The 21,320-nt window shown below is 31.1% G+C and carries 13 protein-coding genes; 7 read left to right on the forward strand and 6 right to left on the reverse strand.

Going from position 1 to position 21,320, the window contains the following annotated elements; translation table 11 throughout:
* Positions 1-88 precede the first annotated feature (88 nt).
* Both DPQ31_RS28630 and DPQ31_RS28635 read right to left on the reverse strand, forming a co-directional pair.
* Positions 89-1,492, reverse strand: a complete 1,404-nt coding sequence (locus tag DPQ31_RS28630) for a CDP-glycerol glycerophosphotransferase family protein (RefSeq protein ID WP_208731411.1) — start codon at positions 1,490-1,492, stop codon at positions 89-91.
* Positions 1,493-1,496: 4 nt separating this feature from the next.
* A complete protein-coding gene (locus tag DPQ31_RS28635; protein WP_208731412.1) occupies positions 1,497-2,264 on the reverse strand; it encodes a glycosyltransferase family 2 protein in 768 nt (255 codons plus the stop codon).
* A 284-nt stretch (positions 2,265-2,548) separates the two neighbouring features.
* Here DPQ31_RS28635 and DPQ31_RS28640 point away from each other — a divergent pair, with 284 nt between their 5' ends.
* The 3 genes from DPQ31_RS28640 to DPQ31_RS28650 all read left to right on the forward strand — a co-directional run bounded on the left by DPQ31_RS28640 (position 2,549) and on the right by DPQ31_RS28650 (position 6,982).
* A complete protein-coding gene (locus DPQ31_RS28640; protein WP_208731413.1) occupies positions 2,549-3,835 on the forward strand; it encodes a glycosyltransferase family 2 protein in 1,287 nt (428 codons plus the stop codon).
* A 749-nt stretch (positions 3,836-4,584) separates the two neighbouring features.
* Positions 4,585-5,154: a methyltransferase gene (locus tag DPQ31_RS28645; protein ID WP_208731414.1), complete on the forward strand. Its 570-nt coding sequence runs from the start codon at positions 4,585-4,587 to the stop codon at positions 5,152-5,154.
* A 412-nt stretch (positions 5,155-5,566) separates the two neighbouring features.
* Positions 5,567-6,982 (forward strand): phosphatidylinositol-specific phospholipase C, encoded by a 1,416-nt coding sequence (locus DPQ31_RS28650; protein WP_097957430.1) that lies wholly within the window; start codon positions 5,567-5,569, stop codon positions 6,980-6,982.
* A gap of 177 nt (positions 6,983-7,159) precedes the next feature.
* Here the strand turns inward: DPQ31_RS28650 and DPQ31_RS28655 are convergent, their stop codons facing one another.
* Complete coding sequence (locus tag DPQ31_RS28655) at positions 7,160-8,536, reverse strand: lytic polysaccharide monooxygenase (RefSeq protein ID WP_208731415.1); 1,377 nt, start codon at positions 8,534-8,536, stop codon at positions 7,160-7,162.
* 1,390 nt (positions 8,537-9,926) lie between these two features.
* Between DPQ31_RS28655 and DPQ31_RS28660 the strand changes: the two genes are divergently transcribed.
* The 4 genes from DPQ31_RS28660 (at position 9,927) to DPQ31_RS28675 (ending at position 15,585) form a co-directional block, all read left to right on the forward strand.
* On the forward strand, positions 9,927-10,970 hold the full coding sequence (locus tag DPQ31_RS28660) for a Fic family protein (protein ID WP_016130658.1): 1,044 nt from the start codon (positions 9,927-9,929) through the stop codon (positions 10,968-10,970).
* Between the two features lie 892 nt (positions 10,971-11,862).
* Positions 11,863-13,371 (forward strand): spore germination protein, encoded by a 1,509-nt coding sequence (locus DPQ31_RS28665; RefSeq protein ID WP_106080969.1) that lies wholly within the window; start codon positions 11,863-11,865, stop codon positions 13,369-13,371.
* Positions 13,358-14,461: a GerAB/ArcD/ProY family transporter gene (locus DPQ31_RS28670; protein ID WP_208731416.1), complete on the forward strand. Its 1,104-nt coding sequence runs from the start codon at positions 13,358-13,360 to the stop codon at positions 14,459-14,461. The genes DPQ31_RS28665 and DPQ31_RS28670 overlap by 14 nt, the downstream gene beginning before the upstream one ends.
* On the forward strand, positions 14,458-15,585 hold the full coding sequence (locus DPQ31_RS28675; protein ID WP_098712000.1) for a Ger(x)C family spore germination protein: 1,128 nt from the start codon (positions 14,458-14,460) through the stop codon (positions 15,583-15,585). The genes DPQ31_RS28670 and DPQ31_RS28675 overlap by 4 nt, the downstream gene beginning before the upstream one ends.
* A gap of 195 nt (positions 15,586-15,780) precedes the next feature.
* Here DPQ31_RS28675 and DPQ31_RS28680 read toward each other — a convergent pair whose 3' ends face one another.
* The 3 genes from DPQ31_RS28680 to DPQ31_RS28690 form a co-directional block, all read right to left on the reverse strand.
* Positions 15,781-18,504 (reverse strand): putative mucin/carbohydrate-binding domain-containing protein, encoded by a 2,724-nt coding sequence (locus tag DPQ31_RS28680; protein WP_208731417.1) that lies wholly within the window; start codon positions 18,502-18,504, stop codon positions 15,781-15,783.
* A gap of 104 nt (positions 18,505-18,608) precedes the next feature.
* A complete protein-coding gene (locus DPQ31_RS28685; protein WP_208731418.1) occupies positions 18,609-20,975 on the reverse strand; it encodes a putative mucin/carbohydrate-binding domain-containing protein in 2,367 nt (788 codons plus the stop codon).
* 141 nt (positions 20,976-21,116) lie between these two features.
* Positions 21,117-21,320, reverse strand: a 204-nt coding sequence (locus tag DPQ31_RS28690) for a carbohydrate-binding protein (RefSeq protein WP_395933218.1), incomplete at its 5' end; no start/stop codon positions are given.

The following is a 21,320-nucleotide window of genomic DNA, read 5'->3' on the forward strand; positions in this document are numbered from 1 at the left end:
GTTCTTATCGCAGGTTTAAAATACATATTAATCTCTGAAAACTGAGGATATAATCTTTCACTTCAAATAATTATAAATGGTGATGCGTTTAATCTTTTTCACCTTGAATTAAATTTATTAATCTTTTTGTGCATGCTTCTTGCGGATAGTTTTCATTAATAAATTTTTTTCTTAATTCTTTTGCTAAATTAGATTGTAAAGGATCATGTAGAACCTTTTTAATTGTGCTAGTCACATCCTCCATAGAATGATTTACAAGCCACTCTAACGTATCATAATATTTATAATCCCTTTCCTCTAATAAAGATTTATAAACAACTACAGGTATGTCTAATAACATTGCCTCTAATCCTACTGTTGAATTTGAGATAACCACAAGATTTGCATGTAAAATAACATCATACATGTTTACTTCATTTGTTATATATTTAACATTTGGATATGTGTTACTTAACTTAATATATTCTCCTACTAGGTTACGCCCTTTTTCCCAAGGATGAGGCTTTATAATAACCGTAATATTTTTGTCTTTCACTAGCTTTTCTGTCAGTTCAGTATAAAATGAAGTTTTAAATGGCTGGGTTGCAATAAAAACCACTTTTGTAGAGGAGTCTATTTTTAATTTATTAAAAAGACTCTTTTTATCCATATATACTCTATCAAAGATCTCATCATATCTGGGGTGCCCTAATATTTCAATTTGAGATTCAGTGACCCCTTTTTGAAGGTACCAACCTTCTTCATATTTCCCATATACGACCTGTTTTGTTGCGAAAACAGGAAAGTATGCTTCTTCTCCCATTATTGCACCATGCTGTAGACAATAACTTGGTATACCCTCACTACTAGAAAGAAACGTAAGAGCTCTACTTGTTATATCTTCCGTAGTACCAACGATCACACTAGAAATATCTTGTTCTTTAAAGATAAAATGAGCCATATTAAGTTTCTCGATCATGATAGGAAGGTCGCTGAGTAATTTTTTTTGAAAAAACATGTTTGAAAATAGTGGGTGCTTATTAAACTTTAAAAAGATTTCTTTAGCTTTTTCTATAAAAACATGTGCGTTATTAGAGGCTTTATTAATATAATCTGGTGCACAAACTGTAGGAAGACCGTAGAGTTCGGTCTTTTTTGATCTAGTTAATATCTTTGTTTGATTTGGATTAAAGTGGGTAAAGTTACTTACTGAAAAACGGAGATAATCTGAATTTAGGAGGATTGATCCACTTTGATTTTTTCTTTTTATTTTTGATTGAAATGCAGAAATTATTTTTTCAAACTCTAACTGTAACTGTGTTTCCACTATTGGCTCAATTGACAATTTCTTGTAAAAATTATTATCTTTCATTTCATTTTTTATATCTTCATCTAAATATTGATAAAAATTACTCAGTAATGGTAAAGGAATGTTATAATGCTTTAACCCTGAAAAAATATTTATATACTCTAGATTTAATAGCCAGTAATTTTTCAAATAAATGTCACTCAATTTTTCACCCTCTTTTTCTTCTTAGATCTTCTCTTAATTCTTTGCATGTTCTTTGTGGTGGTAATAATTGCACAAATTCATTTTTTTCTTCGGCAAATAACTGCGCATGTATTGAATGAGGAGTAATATAATTAATATCTAAAATTTCATCTAAGGGATAAAAATCCCAATAGTGATTTAATCTCCAAAAGAAACGTGCATCTCCTATCCGGTAAAACTGAGGATCTTCATCCCAGTAAGAATTCCACCTTTTTTCAAGAATTGGTAAAACAGATGCTCTATGCATAATAGAACAATGATCAATTGTACATGGAGCATTATTCGTAATTTTTTTTGCAGGTCTTTCAACCGTTTTAATAGGCATATCTGTTTCATCTATATGAATCGTTTTTGATGCAGAATAAATAATTTGAACATCTTTATTCTCATCAAGATAACTAGACATCTTTTTAAGGCGTTCTTCTTCATATTGATTATCATCTGTAATATAAGTTATATATTCCCCTTTAGCATGCTTAAGTGCCTCATTAATTAAAGCGGCATATCTTACTTTTTTTGTCCTTTCAGAAATATGAGCTATATTACTTTTATAAAAATGTACATTTTCCTTATTTATGAATGGTTGAATCACCTTCTGGGTTATTTCATCTGAATCATCATCCATTATAAAAAGCTCGAAATCTTGAAATGTTTGGTTTAATACACTTAATATTGATTTTTCAACAAACATAGGTTTATTGTAACTTGTCATTATAACTGAAATTTTAGGCAAATATCCCTCTCCTCCTTATCAATAAATACAAAAACAGTTACGTTATTATATAAATAGAAAGGACAAACCGTTCCGATAATTTTAAAATAAGTTTATTTATCTATAAAAAATTAATAGCAGTATTTATATTCACCCATGTCCCTTTTTTTCTCCACAATAGTCCATACCATATCTATGAAAAGGTAATAAACTATTCAAGTATAAAAAAGAAAGTGTCGATAAAGCTTTAATTATTAGATTTCACTAGAAAAACACATTCAACATTCTAAATAGAGGTGAAAAATTTGCAACCCAAAATATCAATTATCCTTACTAGTTATAATAAGCCATCATTAATTAATCAAGTTATTGAAAGTGTTCTAATGCAAACTTATACAGAATGGGAACTTTTTATTATGGATGATAACTCTTGTCCAGAAACTATAAATGTCATAAAAAATTATCTAGAGGATCCTCGAATTACTTATAAGAATAGTTTTATACAAGATGAAGAACGATATAAAACTACAAGATATGCAACACTTATCAATGAGGCACTTCCATTAACATGTGGGGATTATATTTGCTATCTAACGGATGATACTATTTACCTTCCAAACAGATTAGCTGAAATGTTATCTTTCTTAGAAAAACATCCTGAAATTGATGTAGTGTACTCTTCCCAATACGTAAAACATGTTGATTATAACTTACAACCTACAAATGAATTTGTGAGAGAAGCTTCGAAAATTTTATATACAGCTGCTAATGTTGTAGATCACTGTTCAGTTATGCATACTAAAAGAATATTAGTAAAAGTCTATGAAAAGTACCGTGGATATTGGGATACAAACCCTTTATATTGGTTTGCTGGAGATGCAATGTTTTGGAAACGCCTAAATACATTCCAACCTTTTTATCCCATTAACAAAGTGCTTGATATTACTTTTAAAACACCATTCTCTTTCCAAAACTTGTACGCTAACCTCCCTTCAAAAGATTTAAATGGTATTTTGTTCAGTAATTCACAGGGTGAAGTATTTTTAATTGATAATTTTAAACGCAGGCTCATTTCAAAAGAAATGCTTTCCTATTTCAAATATAATCAAAATGAAATTGTCTTAATTCCTGATCCATTTATCTACAAATATACAGAAGGACCACCCATAAGCCTTACAACATCAATACCAAATCTACGGGTTGTGCAAAATGAAAAAGGAGAATTATTTTATATAGAAAATAATCAAAAACGTCCATTTATTAACACCATAGCATTCCGCAAATTTAAATTTTCAATTCAAGATATTATTAAAGTTTCACAACATAGTTTAGATCAATTTTTAGATGGACCACCTATTTATCCCAATTTATCTAATTACACGATCTTACCGGAAGGAAAGGTATTTATCTATCATCACAATTATTTCATCATGACAGATTATATGCTTCATCCCATAGATAAAGATATATTGCAAAAACTATATTTATTAAAGAACTGTATACCGATTTCAAAGACCAATTTATCCTACTTTAAGATGGGCCCTCCTATTTCAACATACCCCTCTTACCTAGCCGAAAAATACTTAGAATAGTACCAAGAAGGAGTATTATCAATAAAACAATAGAAAAGGTCCTGAACTAAGTATCATGCTTGCCTACAGTATTATTAAAGGATTAAACGGATTGATAGAAAATGAACTAAATAAAAGTCCACATTTTTCTATTATTATCTCCTAATAGAGTGATAGAATTTATTTAGATGATCAAAGATTCTTCTGAACTTGTAAAATAAATTATTATAAAAAGAGGACGCAAATAAAAATGCTTCCTCTTTTTATATCAAATCAAACTAATACATTAAAATACTTTTCATTAATCCGGATAAGTAATGTTTTTAAGCAAAATATTATCTAACATCTTAGCTGTTACAATAAGTATATCCGCATAATTCACACCTATAACAAGTATTACATATTGCTTATGTTTCGTTACCTTTTTTTGTATATAACAATAAAAAATTGTGAAATTTTATCGCATTAAGTAAGACACTTGATATCAAATATATTACTTTTACTATGAACTAAATGTGTTTATAGGACTTTTCTAGATAAACAAGTTGCTAAATTAACTCTCAAGAAGTCATTACCATTATATTTATCTAAAAATTGAAAAAATATGTGTAGATGGATATCATCTTAAATACATATATAATTACCTTTAATTTTCTGACACGATTTCACATAATTCTTAAACTGATTTTTTGCGTACATTATGAAAAAAATTGCACTGTGTCAGTCTTTAAAAGATTATATATCATAACTTTAAGAGAGGAAGGAAAACTATGAAGATGAAAAGAAAAATCATTATGACAACAGCACTTGCAGCTACATTAGCTACAGGTGTGCTACCTACTACCTCGGTGTTTGCTGCAGAAAAAGAGGCTCCTATTCAACCAAAAGAGGCACAAATGAGTATTCAACCTTTTGCACAAAATAATTTGGAAACAGCCGTTCAAGCTGCCTTAAATGGTCCAGAAGTCAAAAAAATTAAAGTATTTGAACATGAATTTAATGTAAAAGAAATAGAAGTAGTAAATCTAGGTGCAGGAAAAAAATATGTTAAGGGGCAAATTTCTCATCATTTAAGTTTTCGTCCAGATGATCAATTTTATTATGAGTTTACAGTACAAGATGGAAAGGTACTAGATAAACCTGTATTTAATATTGATAGAGGTGGTTGGACACCATTTGCTGCTCCACTTTTATCAATTCTTGCTGCTTATAATGGAATTCCAGTTAATCCAAATGATTTAAATGTACTTGGTCAGCAGATTGGTAAAGTTATAGATGGAAGCTGGGAACATGCAGCCCAATCAATCGCAACTGTAGTTAGTCTAAGTTTTAATGAGTAGAATTTTTCAATTTTTATTAGCATTGTAGGGATTCACTTTTTGTAATCAGCCTTGTTATAAGAGATTCTAAAACAGCTATTAATAAATTTTTACCACTCATTCACATTATCTTGATTAGTTTACCACCTTATCATTCATTATATGTCACAAAATAGAAGTCTTTTTTAGGACTTCTGTTTTGTTTGTATACAATACGATAAACAGTTATTTTTTGGAGGTTATACTTCGATTTTTCAAGAATACGTTTAGCTATTAGGTACAATTCATTAAAACAAATTATTAAAGTCTCAAATAACTTACTCCCCCTATTTTTAATTATTTTTAAATACAAAAATTTATTATCTTAAGAATGAAAAACAATAAATATAGGAAAAAATCATCTAGCAATTGTTTAAAGGTCAGGAGAGATAAAATGAAGAAAATAAAAATGAGAAATTTCATTAAAATTAGCATCCTCACTTGTATTACACTAGCAAGTTTAAGTACACCATCTACTATTTTAGCTGATAGTCATTCAGGTTATTCCTATGAATCCAATATAGGATATCAAAATCCAGCGTGGATGTCGAAAATAGAAGATTCTACAAAATTAAGTGAAATATCTATTCCAGGGACTCACGGTACAATGGCTTTACATGGAGCAAGCTTTCTTGATGAAAATTTGACAAGAAATCAAACTATGAGTCTATCCCAACAATTAAATTCTGGAATCCGATATGTAGATATGCGTGTTAAACGTGTAAAAGATTCTTTTGCAATGTATCATGGCATTGTAAATCAAAAAGCTGTGTTTGAAGATGTATTAAAAGAGACAATTCAATTTTTAAAAGATCATCCAACAGAAACAATATTAATGCGCCTAAAAGAAGAAACTACTCCTGAGAGTGGATCTCTATCATTTGAGGAGATATTTTTAAAATATAAAAACGTTAATGCTTCATATTTTTGGAACCCTAACTCCGTACCAACTTCAGATAGAAATAATCCTACTTTAGGAGATACCCGCGGAAAAATTGTAATCTTACAAAACTTTACATCCACTCAATTGTACGGTATTGATTACGAAGGTTTGAATATACAAGATAAATTTGAAATTGGTGGCGGACCAGACGAAATATATGCAAAATGGATTGCGATAAAAACCCATCTACAAAATGCAAATACTAACTTTAATAATGGAAAAATTTATCTCAACCATTTTAGTGGTACGGGGGGCGCAGCGGCATTTTTAAATAATGTATATCCTTGGTTTATTGCAAGCGGAAAAGAGAGCAGAAATACTGATAGTAGTCCTAAATTGATTCAAACGAATTCCACAAATGCATGGAGTGATTTCCCTCGCGATAGAAACGGACAAGTATACTATGGGGGAATGAATACACTTGGGACCGAAATCTTACAACAAGGCGTAATTAAACATTCTGGTATCATCGCAGCTGATTTTCCTGGTCCAGGTTTAATTGATAGTATCATTAAATTAAATGGTATACATTCTAATGAAAAAGAAATATTAATTTCGCAAATATCATCTGAATCTAGTCCTTTATCCGGGCAACAAAATCGATCCAGTCAAAACTTTAAAATTGATAGTTTACCTGTAGGTACCAAAGAATTAAAATGGGCTATTGAGCCTTCAGAAAAAGATTATTCTTCTACTATCGCTTTCAATGTAATGATTGATGTCTCCCTAGGAATAGATTCTACTCGTTGGAAAAACATTTCACATGGATCTAGGACTGAAGCTTACACAAATACTAAATACTATATTGCAAGTCCAATGGGTGCCACTAACAAATTCACAGTGAAAATATACGCTATTACAAATTAGAAAAAAAGAATCCCAATGAAATTCCATTGGGATTCTTTTTTAATTTCATTTCGTAAACATTAGGATGGGGTTTAAATCTTATTGATTTATCATTTAAATCATAAAATAATTCATATTTGGAACAGCCCTTAATTTTCAAAAGAAAACCCAAAAATGTTAACTACCTTTTCCCACCTGTCACTTATTCAAAACTGGCTTCCAAAGCGATAAGGCAAAAATCCAATTTGAGTCGCCATTTCCTTGATGATTTTGAACTGCTTCATACACTTTTCCCTCATGTACTACTCTATCGCCTTTAGTATATGCTTTTCTTGCATCCCATTTTTCATATGTGGAATCCTCTGACTTTGTTGTTACATTCAAAACATCACTTCTACTAGATTCATTTCCAGCTAAATCAACCGCCGTCACTACATATTTATACGATGTATTAGCCTTCAAATCTTTATCCATAAAGGATGTATTTGCCGCTGTCCCAATTTTATTCATAACCCCAGCGCTTTCTCTATATACAATATAATGGTCAACACCTACATTATCTTCAGACGGACTCCACATCAAATCAACAGTTGTCGCTGTTGTACCCATACTATGTAATTCTTTTGGTTGAGTTGGAGCCTCTATATCTGGGATTGCATGTGTTGTCTTAACCTTTAGTTTTTCACTTTCTTTTGATATGTTTCCAGCAGAGTCTAATGCCTTTATTGTATAGGTATATTCCGTATCTGCTTTTAGTTTTTTATCAATAAAAGTTGTACCTGGTACCGTATCAATTACTTCGCCATTACGTAACACTTGATATTCTTTTACACCTATATTATCAGTAGAGGCCTTCCATGTTATTTCAACACTATTGGCAGAAACTTTAGAGGCATTTAATTCAGTTGGTTGACTTGGAGCTACTGTATCAGGAGACTCATTATTTACTAAATTTACATCAATTACATTATAAAACGCATTTGACGTATCTGATACATCCCATACAGCTAAAATAACATGATAACCATTACGATCAGTTGGTACATTAATTGTATGTGTTAAATTATTTGATGCGGCCGAACCGTCATGTTTAACAGTTCCAATTGGTTCTAATTCAGCACGTGTTAATGGTTTATTAGGATTCCATCCCTTTTTTGTAATGTAATAATGCCATTTACTTGTAGGATGTGCTGCTGTATATTTCCATGTAAATGTATTTGCTCCACCCTTAATTGTATTTTTGAACCAACGATTTGTTGTTTGTTGGTCAAGAGTTCCTCCAAATAGTCCTCCTGCCGAAGCAATTTTACCATCAATCGGTCCACCATCTGGAAACCCTTTAGGTGCTTCTAGACTTTGAGGTTCATACATTACATTTCCACAATTTAAATTTAATGCCCCATAATCCTGACTACATAAAGCAGCACGGCTACTTGGCTTTTCAACAAATCCATGTGCATAAGCACTTTGAGGAATCATAGTAATAGCCGTTACCCCTGCAGCTAAAACACAAGCACCAATTCCTTTTTTACTTTTTCTTAATCTTTCCAATTTAGATGTTAATTTCAAATTCATTCTTGTCCCCCCAATATATTATTGTTATCGCTAATATAATAGCAATATAGGGATAAACAAACAAATCACCAATTAATATATTAATATCTCTCATAAATTGGTACATTTATTATTATTTTTAATCTCCTATAAAAATAAAGTAAATACAATTACGCTATTTTGTAACATTATGTATTTAAAGAAGAATAAAAACCTCATTTTATTTCACAAAAAATTCAAATATTAAAACGGATAATTAAATCATGTAGGAAAAATAAGTTTTTTATATTACAAAAAAGCAAAAAAAGTCTGGAAGAAACCGATTATATCCGTTTCTTCCAGACTTTCACTTCTTTTATACCACTCACAAATCCTTTAACCTTAAACATATACACTTGAAGTTAAAACCCACATAACTAATATAACCTATATGTTGACTAGCTTCTAAATGTTAAAATTCATAAATTAATAGTAACAGACCAATTAAAACAAGCCATTTAGCAAACACATATAATATTCTTACTAATTCAATCTAACGCTTAATTACTTATAAAATAGCTTATAAGGTATCTAGCTTAACTGTATTTTCTTTATTAATACCATTGTCTACCCTGCATTTCCTTACTTTAAACAGATCATCAAGAGATTGTTAATGTTTAAGGAAAAGCCATTTTTTATTATCATATACTAAAAATTTATTATGTTATTTTTATCTAATAAGGCACAGAAACAAAGGGTAAACTTCAGTGTGCTTGAGAAAACGTTCTTAGGGTGAAACGTTTAAGGGTACTTTAGTACTGAGTTTTTATTAAATGTTCCTGTACCTAATATTTAAATTAACGTATGTCAAAATATTTTACAATACGAGTGTGAAACGTTACATATTTCTATATAAAATGACACATTTCATCAGCACGCCTTTTCTAATATTTATGCTAAATATAGAAAATTCAGCTCGTTAGGATTTAATTTTAGAATTCTCATAAAAGCATATGATAGATTAGGCACGTAATTGTCACAAATTAATAGTCTATATACTTTTTAATTACCTATGAAAACTCTATTACCACTTTATTATTTACTCCTAAACTAAGGCACATCTATACCTACAATTTCTTAAAACTCTTTTAGATAATATTTCAAAAGAGTCGATAGTTTTATTTTTTTATTTTTTTTATTTTTTTATTGTACATTTGTGCATTTGATGTTAGGATTATGCCTATTAAAATTGAATCCTAACGATTCTTCTTTATAATTTCTATATTTTAATTGTTAAATAAAAATATAGATTCTGATATATATATTCAAAATCAGACCTAAAATGTTTTTATTTCACAATAATGTCGTGGCATACCTTTAGAATGGAAAGATATATGCAACAACGTGTTAAGGGGTTACAGGAGGAACAAAAATGAGAGACTTTTTTGATGATAAGTACAAAAATATTGAATTAAAAAGGAGGTTAATAAATTTAATAAGTGAAATTAGCGAATTCAAAGGAAAATTAGCTGCTTATCAGGAACAAAACCCTGACATATTTAATAGTTTAGAAAAAACTATACCACTACATTACATAAAAAATTTCACAACTATTTATGAGGATATAAAAGTTCCTAATAAAAGATTAAAAGAACTTATTTTAGATGATATAGTACCTCAAAATATTTCTGAAGATGCTATTTTTTGCTATTATCAAACACTTTCTTTTATACATAAAAACTCCTGTACTTTATTAATTAATCCAGCAACTATACAGGAATTACATTTTCAACTAATACATTACATTACCTCTGACAGTGCCAAATGGCGTGAAAAACCTTTTATTATTCCAGGAGTTCCAGAACATGGAATGCACTTGAATAGTTACCGCATTCTTCCGCATGAACTTATCCCACAGTTTATGGAGCAATTATGTGATCAATACAACTCATTAAATACTAGTAAGGGGCTACATTCACTTTTATTAATAGCTCGTTTTATATTAAATTTTTATTGCATAGTCCCTTTCAATCAAGGTAATAACAGGCTGGCATTTATGTTAATGCAATTGCTGTTAATTAAGAGTGGACATACATTTGTAAAATATGTATGTTTGGATAAATATATTAAGAAAAATGAATCTGATTATTACAATTCGATTTATAAATCTTCCGTGAATTGGTACTGCGAGGAACATAATAATAGTTTTTGGTTAAAAACGTTTTTAACAATTATATTAGAGGCTTACAAAGATCTTCATAACACAGTTCTAGATTCTATATGTAAACATACTAAAGTTGAGAGAATTCAGGATTTTATACTTAAACAAAAACAACCTTTTACTAAGGAAAGTATTCGTAACACTTATCCAGACATTGCAGAAAGTACAATCAGTAAGGCTTTAAATTCCTTGCAAGTGTTTGGCCATATTAAGCTAGTTACAAAAGGAAGAAACGCAACGTGGATTAAGATTTGACCATACTTTCAATACACATGAGGTTTAAAAATTCAATTATAACCTTATCATTAAATTTCATGACTTTCAGCTCATATTCATTGAATTTCATTTTAATTTTAAGCTTATATTACTTTTTTAGTTATTTCTAATTCCAACAAAACATTTTATAGGAAAAGGTCCGCTTTCCCCCGCCTTTTCCTATAATAAAATGAAATATAAACATAAAATAATTGTCGAAAAAAGTCTAATTTTAATATTTTTTCTTTATTTTTTGGTTGTAAACGCTTCTATTTCGTGTTACCATCTTAATCAAACAATAGATGGTCATAAAAATGAAAGTATTTCTTTCCCTTAGAAACATATAAACGTACGGTAATATCAAGAAAATAAGGCCAAAGAAATATTTGATACCTACCAAAATAATTAATAAGAATTTTGTCGTATTTATTTTTCTGATAATTAAGAAAATACATTTTGTCCCTAAACAAAATTTATTAGTGCGCAATATTCAAATACACTAGAACACCCAAATAAATGAAATATCCTTTTTCATTGAGTGTTAAGGTATGAAAAAAAGAATTCTTCCTACAAAATTCAGCTGATTAACTTAAAGGCATCTACATTAATACCTTAATCGCCATCTATTGTTGATAACATATTTACCAACTATGAAAAAGAGCCTATCAAGGGTTCTTTTTTATTATAATCATTCAAATTTCAATTCTTATCTTGATACTTAGATTTCCACACAAATTACCTCTATTTTTTGCTCTCAATTATTGAATTAATAATATAGCACATCAAATTTTATGAAGTCTTAGCTCCAATTTTTTTTAAATTAGTGAATAAAATTCAATCATATAAAAATAATAACTACAACTAATCGTTATATATTAAAGAGGTGTCAATTTTGTCCTTAAATGAAGAGACCTTAGAAACTAAGACAGATAAATCCATTGAAAAGATCCAAACAAGTAACTTAAAACAACTTAAACATACACTAGATGATATCTTTGATATTAGTGCAGATTTGATTGAACATCCTTTGCAATTAAAAACAAACACGAATATTTTACTATATTATTTTGAAGGCCTTACAGATGGTATTGCATTAAAAGCCAATGTTGTTACACCATTATTACAAGAAGTAAATGAAGACAATCAAATATTTAATTCTAATATTATTGCTACTCATACCAAAATAGTATATACATGGAATGAAATTAAAGAAGGATTACTTGAGGGGCAATGTGTACTGTTTATGGAGGGTGAAAAGCGATCACTTCTAATAAATACAAAAGGCTGGGCAGAGAGAGCAATTCAAGAACCGATTTCAGAAGTTACTATTAAAGGATCACATGATGGTTTTATTGAAAATGCCGCAAAAAATATAGGCCTTATTCGTCGTTATATTCCTTCTACAGAGTTGAAAATCAAAAAGCTGACGATTGGAGAACGAGCCACTTCTTTAGTCTATTTGATTTACTTAGGTGATGTAGCAAACGCAGATGTAGTCCAAGAAATAGAAACTAGAATCTGTAATATTAAAACGGATGCGGTATTGGGCATTGGAGAACTATCTAATTATACAAAAGATCAAAATTGGACTCCTTTTCCACAGGCTTATTTAAGCGAACGTCCGGACGCCATTTCAAATCATATACTTGATGGAAAAATAGCAGTATTAGTTGATAGATCTCCTGGCGCGATGATTGTCCCAATGAATTTAATTGGATTTTTTCAGACTCCAGATGACTATAATATACATTGGCTCATTGCATCGTTTTTTCGTTTATTACGATTTGCAGGATTTATTATAGCGATTTTTTTACCCGCAATTTATATTGCTATCGTCTCTTTTCACTTTGAAATCATTCCTTTAGATTTATACACTTCTATTGCAACGTCAAGAGTCAAAGTCCCTTTCTCTCCCTTACTGGAAGCTTTTATAATGGAAATCACACTAGAAATGCTACGTGAAGCTGGTATTCGCTTACCACAGCCAATAGGACAAACAATTGGAATTGTTGGAGGGATTGTAATTGGGCAGGCGGCTGTTCAGGCTGGTCTTGTGAGTAACGTTATGGTTATTATCGTATCTATTACTGCCATTGCATCATTTATTGTTTCTAATTACGATTTATCAAGTTCTATACGCCTTATTCGTTTTCCAATGATGTTATTGGCATATTTTTATGGCATTGTAGGTATTGTTAGTGGATTAATGCTCTTATTTGCTCATTTTGTTTCGCTAACTTCCTATGGTTCACCATACGGATTGCCAATCGCACCATTTCGTCTCCAAGAGCTAAAAGATTCATTTGTAAGATTTCCTATTTCTATGATTACCACCCGCTCGAGTACAGGGCAGCCGAAACAAAAAAAGAAAAAAGAAGGTAGTTCGCATGGGGAATCTTAAATTCCAAAACATAACCTTATTTGAATTTATTGTTTTCATTCATTCACTGCAACTAGCCTCAGGTATGTTAATTATGCCAAGCCCACTTGCTACTACCGCTGGCACAGATGGCTGGATTTCTATCATTTTGGGTTGGATAACCACTTCTATAATTGGCGTATTTATTATATTAATGTTACAAAAAAACCCTAACAAAAATTTCTCACAGATTTTAAAAACATACTTTGGTAAATCGCTAGGTACAATTCTTTTTCTTTTATATGCTTTTTATCTATTTTTTGCTGGTTTTAATACTTTATTAAAGGCAACTGATATTGTAAAAGTGTGGATATTCCCTTCCACTCCTGCTTATCAAATCACCATATTATTACTATTGCCTTTTATTATTTTAGTCCTGAGTGGGTTAAGGGCTCTTATTAGTTATTCTATGCTTGTTTTCTTCTTCACTACTTGGATGCCACTATTTCTTCTTTTTTCATTAAAGAGTATGTATGCTCCTTTACACCTACTTCCTATTTTTAAAGATGGCTTATACCCTATTGTAAAGGCAACGAAAGAAACCATTACCCCTTATGCCGGCTTAGAAATTGCATATTATATATATCCGTTCTTACAAAAAAAACAACAAGCTATAAAGGGAATACTAATTGCGAATACTGGAACCATGTTTTTCTATCTATATGTGACTATTCTTTCTTATATATACTTTAGTCCGGAGGGGATAAAAGACGTAATTTGGCCAGTATTTCATCTGTTAAAAGGAGTTCGTTTTTCTTTCATAGAACGATTAGAAATTATATATATCGCTTACTATTTAATTGTATTTTCCACTACAATATATCCATATTTATTTTTCAGTTTTGAGTCTGTGACCATTTCACTTCAAAAAAACGCTCGCAATTGGGCGCTGGTTGGTTTTATGGTATTAATAGTCGGCTTATTTATTTTTCTAAATCCCAATGTGGATCAATATTTATTAATATATTCTCTTATGGATATCTTAAATATCATTTTCTTTATTCTATTACCAATCTTATTTTTCGCTTACAGCATTCTTTTTGCTTGGGTTACTAGGAGGAAACAACTTTGATTCGAAAATGGATATGGATTGTAATTTGTTGTATATGTTTAATTGGTTGTAGTCAGAGAATTCCTCTTGAGAAGGTTTCATTAATCCTATTAATTGGCTTGGATAGAGCCCCTAATGGAGACATAAAAGTTGGCACAAGCATCCCACTCTTTCATCATAAACAGCAACAAAGTACTATAGAGCAATGGACCCAGGCATCAACTGTATATAATGGCTTCAGTAAGATAGATACAAAGTTAACGGGCTATATGACAGCCTCCAAAGCTGAAATCATTTTAATTGGGAAAAAATTGGCGCGAGAATCAAATTGGTTGCAGGAACTTGATTCTTCTTACCGTGATCCTTACGCTACCATTAATGCTAAAGTAGTACTTGTAGATGGACCTGTAGAAGAAATTTTTACAATTAATAAGCCAGATAAACCATCACTACCATCTTATATAAGTAGTGTAATCGAATCCTCCATTCAAAATAATCAATCCGTTTCTTCTACGATTCAACAATTAACGAGAGAACAAAATGAAGAAGGAATGACACAAATTGTTCCAGTTATCCAAAAAACAAAGAATGAAATTGACACGATAGGAATTGCACTTTTAGATCGACAAGGAAAATATTTAACTCGTATCCCTAAAAAAGAGGTTAAGTTCTTCAATCTTATAAATAAGTCAAAAAATACAGGCCGGATGATACTACACCTTGCGCTTCCTCCTAAAAAGTCCAACAAAAAAACAAACACTTCTATCTTCGTACAGAATGCGAAAAGGAAGATAGATGTTAATTTTAAAAACGGAAAGTTTGTATTTAATCTCCAAATAAATGCTAATGTAGCTTTAATAGAAAAAACCAATGCGAATTTAATTAAGGAGCATTATGATAATAAAAAAAATATAAATAATTTAGAAAACGCTATCGAAAAAGAAATTAATAAGGAATTACAAAATATGTTGGATGAAATACAGCAGAATAAAATTGATCCAATCGGATTATCCCTATATGCTAGAGCTTTTCAATATAAAGAGTGGAAAAAAGTAAAAGGAGATTGGTCGCAAGCGTTAGCAGAGGCTAAAATAAATGTAAAGACACATGTCAAAATAAAAGATACTGGGACCATTAGAAATTAAAATAGACTAGTCTATTTTTCTGCTTAAAAGTCTTTCTAAGTGGGTTTTCCCTCTTCAATATTTATCATGTAAAAGGTACTAACTCGAAAAAACTCTTTCCGTTCTTTTAAAAGGCAATAATTTAAATAAAAGCCAAATAGCCGTTCATAATGAACGACTATTTGCATCTAACTAATAATTAGAATGTTCTTCATGTTAATCTATTTGGTTTAACCCCGTTGAAGTAACTTGATAGGTTCTTTTTTTGCCTATATATACTTGTTTATTATTCTCAAGGTTAAGAAGTGTAGCACGTGTCTTTTCCTTTACTGCTTCCCCTTCTATATGGGTAAACTCAATGTAATCTCCCACTTTTACGGGCACTGTTTGGATTTCAGCATTTTGTTGTCTGTTTCCCACTATTTCCTTATTATACACAACACTACCGGTTGAATTCTTTACTGTAATACTTGCATACGTATTATTAAAGTAAGAATGTGGTACGCCTGCTTCTAAATTCACCTGCATTTTCTCTGTTGTCCTATTATAATCAATTTTTGCGATTTCTCTATCACTATATCCTTTTAAAGACCACCCAAAATGATTTCCATCTAAAACCGTTGTTTCTGGCATTTTTTCTACTTTCTTCAAGCCTTCTTTTGTAACTTCGTACATGACTTTTTTTCCAAAGCTTTCTTGTTTACTGCTGTCTACATTTATTAAAGTAGCTCTATGCACACCTTCTAGGTGTGTCAACTCAATATAATCTCCTACTTTAACTGGAACTTTTTGCGATTCAGCATTTTGTTGTTTGTTTCCATAAATGTCTTTATTGTATACTACTTTCCCTGTTGCATTTTGTACTTTAATACTCGCATACGTTTCATTAAAATAATGATGCGGTACGCCTGCTTTTAAGTCGATTTGCATTTCTTCTGTCGACTTATTGAAATTAACTTTTGCAAACTCGAAATCACTAATTCCTTTTAGTGACCATGCAAATTGATTTCCATCCAAAATTGTTGCTTCTGGCATTTTTTCTACTTTCTTCAGACCTTCTTTTGTAACTTCGTATATGGCTTTTTTTCCAAAGCTCTCTTGTTTACTATTATCGACATTTGTGAAAGTAGCTCTATGCACACCTTCTAAATGTGTTAACTCGATATAATCTCCTACTTTGACTGGTACCTTTTGTGATTCAGCATTTTGTTGTTTGTTTCCATAAACGTCTTTCTTGTATACTACTTTTCCTGATGCATTTTGTACTTTAATACTCGCATACGTTTCATTAAAATAATGATGCGGTACGCCTGCTTTTAAGTCGATTTGTATTTCTTCTGTCGGCTTATTGAAATTGATTTTAGCAAACTCGAAATCACTAATTCCTTTTAGTGACCATGCAAACTGTTTTCCTTCTAAAATACTAGAAGAGTTCGGGATATCTGAATTAAAACCTAAGTTATCTAATATAGATTTTAGATCAGGTAAAACACCTATTCTATCATTCCACGGATCTTGAGATTTTGTTCCTGTATTCGGATTACTTAAGATATTTCTTAATTCGGCTGGTGTATAAGGAGAACCTCGATGTTCTTTAGCAATACCTTGAATCGAAGTTGCTGCTCCAGCAATAATTGGTGAAGCACTTGATGTTCCACTAAATGTTGATGTATATAAATTTGTAGTATTTTGACTTGGATTTGCTGATGTTGTATCAACATTTTCTCCCCATCCATATACATCTAATCGACTTCCATAATTTGAAAACCATAAACGTTTATGTGGAACAGTTGATGATCCCGCCCCAACCATAATAGCACCTGAATCCTTGAAGTCTGGACTATTTCGATTTAAGATTTTTTTTCCATTACGATCTTTAAAATTATCTAAGTCGTTTGAACCATTTGCGCCAGCTTCTATAATAATAATCCCTTTATCTGCACCAACACGAATTGCATCAAAAATATCTGGATGTACTTCTACAGGTAAATATTTATCCCCATACCCATCATACGAAGCTTGTGCCTCTAATAAAAGAATATCTCCCGCTTGTAAATTATGTACAGCACTTAAAATAGCATCCGCTGTATTATAAATTCCATTATCCCTAATCTGGGATATTACTTTTACATTTGCTTTTGGTGCAATTCCAATATTTCCAATTTGATTATCTTCAGATGAAACAATTCCTAATACAGAAGTACCATGAGCTCTATGCTGGCTTATATTTTGTCCCGACATAAGCTTAATATTTTTATTAACTAAATCCTCATGGTTCAATAACCATCCATATTCCATATCCACAAAAGTTGTATCCTTCCCGTCGCCACCTTTAATGCTCCAAGCATGCGAGGCATTAATTCCCTTTGGTGCCGCTTCAAGATATCCTTGATTTTTAAATCTAGGATCATCGTACGGATTAACAGATAAATTTGGTAACTGTATTTCAGGGGGTGTCAAAATTTGTTTTTCTTGTATATAAGCCTCCTCTACAAGAGGAGATGTTTCAAATTTTTTTAGTAATAATTCTATTTCTATGTTATTAGGAGCTTGTACAATATAATAATTTAATAAATTATTAGCTGATTCATTAGCAACTGATTTAGATTGTACTGATAATTTTTCAATCTCTATCGGATTTACAGATGAGAACAGACGATTCAAAGTAAGTTCTGTATTTTCGGAAAATAACTTCTTTAAATTGTTATCATAATCCCCATTTTTTATTCGTTTCTCAATACCATCTTCATAAGGTAAGTCAATTTGATTTTTAAACTTTACAATTAATCTTTCTTCCTGTGAATCTCTTTCTTTGTATGTGACATTATAAGATTCAGCGTAAACTTTATTATGAATACTATCATTTTGTAGGATTAGATCTGTTCCTACAAATGTGGTCATTGCAATTGATGAAATTAGAAACCCTTTGAATATGTTCATACTATACCCGCCGATCTATATTCTCTTGAGAATTTTTTAATGCGTATAATGGTTAAGATTTTTATATAATATATAAATCTATAATTTAACTTTTGTAGTGAAATCTATGACTTTATTAATAATCCCATAGAGGTAACCTGATATATCCTTTTCTTTCCCATATACTCCTGCTTACTATTCTCAAGATTAGTAAGTGTGGCGCGTGTCTTTTCCTTTTGTGCTTCTCCCTCTATATGAGTAAACTCAATGTAATCCCCTACCTTGACTGAAACGGTTTGGCTCTCAGCATCTTGTTGTCTATTTCCTATAATTTCTTTATTGTACAAAATATTACCGGATAAATTCTGGACTTTAATGCTTGCATACGTATTAGTAAAATAAGAATGGGGTATACCCGCTTCTAATTTAAGCTGCATTTTTTCTGTTGATTTGTTATATTCTATTTTCGCGATTTCTCGATCATTATATCCCTTTAGTGACCAAGCGAATTGATTTCCATCTAAAACCGTTGTTTCTGGCATTTTCTCTACTTTCTTCAAGCCTTCTTTTGTAACTTGATATCTTGCTGTTTTTCCAATGGTTTCATTTTTGTTATTTTCAAGGTTAATTAAAGTTGCTCGCGTTTTTTCCTTTGTTGCTTCTCCTTCTATATGGGTAAATTCAATGTAATCCCCTACCTTGACGGGCACAGTTTGGCTTTCAGCATTTTGTTGTTTATTTCCCGCGATTTCCTTATTGTACAGAACGTTACCAGAAGAATTCTGGACCTTAATACTCGCATACGTACTAGCAAAATAGGAATGTGGTACACCTGCTTCTAGTTTTACCTTCATCTCTTCTACCGTTTTATCATAATCTACTTTTGCAATTTCTCTATCACTATATCCTTTTAATGACCAGGCAAACTTGTTCCCTTCTAAAATTGTTGCTTCTGGCATTTTTTCTACTTTCTTCAGACCTTCCTTTGTAACTTCGTATATGGCTTTTTTCCCAAAGCTCTCTTGTTTACTATTATCTACATTTGTAAGAGTAGCTCTATGTACACCTTCTAGATGTGTTAACTCTATATAATCGCCTACTTTGACTGGAACTTTTTGCGATTCAGCATTTTGCTGTTTGTTTCCATAAATCTCTTTGTTATAGACCACTTTACCTGATGTGTTTTGCACTTTAATACTTGCATATGTACTATCAAAGTAGTCATGTGGTACACCTGCTTTTAGATTAATTTGCATTTCTTCTGTTGATTTATTTAAATTTACTTTCGCAAATTCAAAATCTCCAATCCCTTTCAGCGACCATGCAAATTCATTACCTTCAAAAATGTTTGGAGACTCATTTTTGATTTGTACCTTTTTCTCAACAGTTTGATCAAATATATCCGTTAATACAATTTTTGCATAAGCATTTGTTGGTAATGACATAGATTGACTGATTCCATTTTGATAAGATTTAATATCATCAATTACGTTAATAGGTTGGCCCGTCATATTTTCATTGTTATAAATTTCAATTTTCCCCTTAAATTGCGGTGTACTATTTTCTTTTAGTTTCCAAGATACATTTAATTTTTCATTTTCATAATATATAGATTGGATATCAAAATCTAGTTTTCCTATTTCAGGTTGAGTAGGTTGATTTAGCGTGAATATTTTTCCTGACCCAATAGTAGACTGCGTATTACCTCCTGCTTTGACCCATACATATTCTGAAGTAGATCCTCCATCATATTGATAAGTATTATCATGCGTTCCAGAAATACTTTGATTATTCCAAGAACTCCATTGTTTATCAACTAATTTTCGGCTATAACCATTTTTCAGGCGCGCTTCTCGAACATTCTGTCCACTATCAGCCCAGTCTTCTTGAAACATTCCTAATCCATGATTAAATGCAACATTAGCAACCGGAAAGTCCATAATTGCAATTTGATGCCATTTATTCTTTGTTACATCTTTCATCCATTGTCCAAATTTAGTATGACCATTTTCTTGCCATGAACGCATTGTCATTGTGTACCAATTGTAGTCTTTCCAACCATAAGTTGTTTGAACCTTCATTCCTGTTCCTTCTCCTCCAAAGGGTCCAGCTTGCGAATTCGGAGATAAGTATTCGGCCTTTATTGCTTCTTTAGAGGAAATTGGATCCCATAAGGCAAAATGTAAAGTACGTTTTCCATTTTCATCAAACCCACTTTGTTGTTGAAAACCAGCATATCCTCCAGCTTCACCACCTGCATTCCAGTTGTGTACAGCCCAGTACGTATAAGGTGGTGTCTGAACTGGTGACCAGTCTATACTAATAATATCTGAGGCAGGTATATTTTGGGGACTCACATAAACTGCTGGAGCAGCTGAATGTGTTGCAGCTTTAGTGTGCGAAATAGACGTTCCAAACATAGAAAACATGCTACATGCTGCGGTAATTATAATAACTTTATTAAATCTTTTCTTTTCTTTCTGAATAATCACTAATTTTCTCCCTTTTCTAATTTTAATTTTTGAATACTAACTTAGTAGAGAAATCTATCAAAATTCAAGCAACATCCAGTAAATCTTTAAAATACTGCCCCAATTTTATGTTGTTCTATCTTCACTTCTGATTCTTACATGTTATTTGATTGTAAGTGGTTTCCATAAAGATAACGCAAATATCCAATTCGGGTCACCATTTCCTTGATGATTTTGAACCGCTTCATACACTGTCCCTTGATGTTCTACTTTATCGCCCTTTGTATATGCCTTCTTTGGATCCCATTTCTCATAAGATGTATTTTGATCTTTTGTTTTTACCGGAAGAATGTTACTTTGAATTGA

The organism is Bacillus sp. COPE52 (assembly GCF_003355115.1).
Lineage (GTDB): Bacteria > Bacillota > Bacilli > Bacillales > Bacillaceae_G > Bacillus_A > Bacillus_A toyonensis.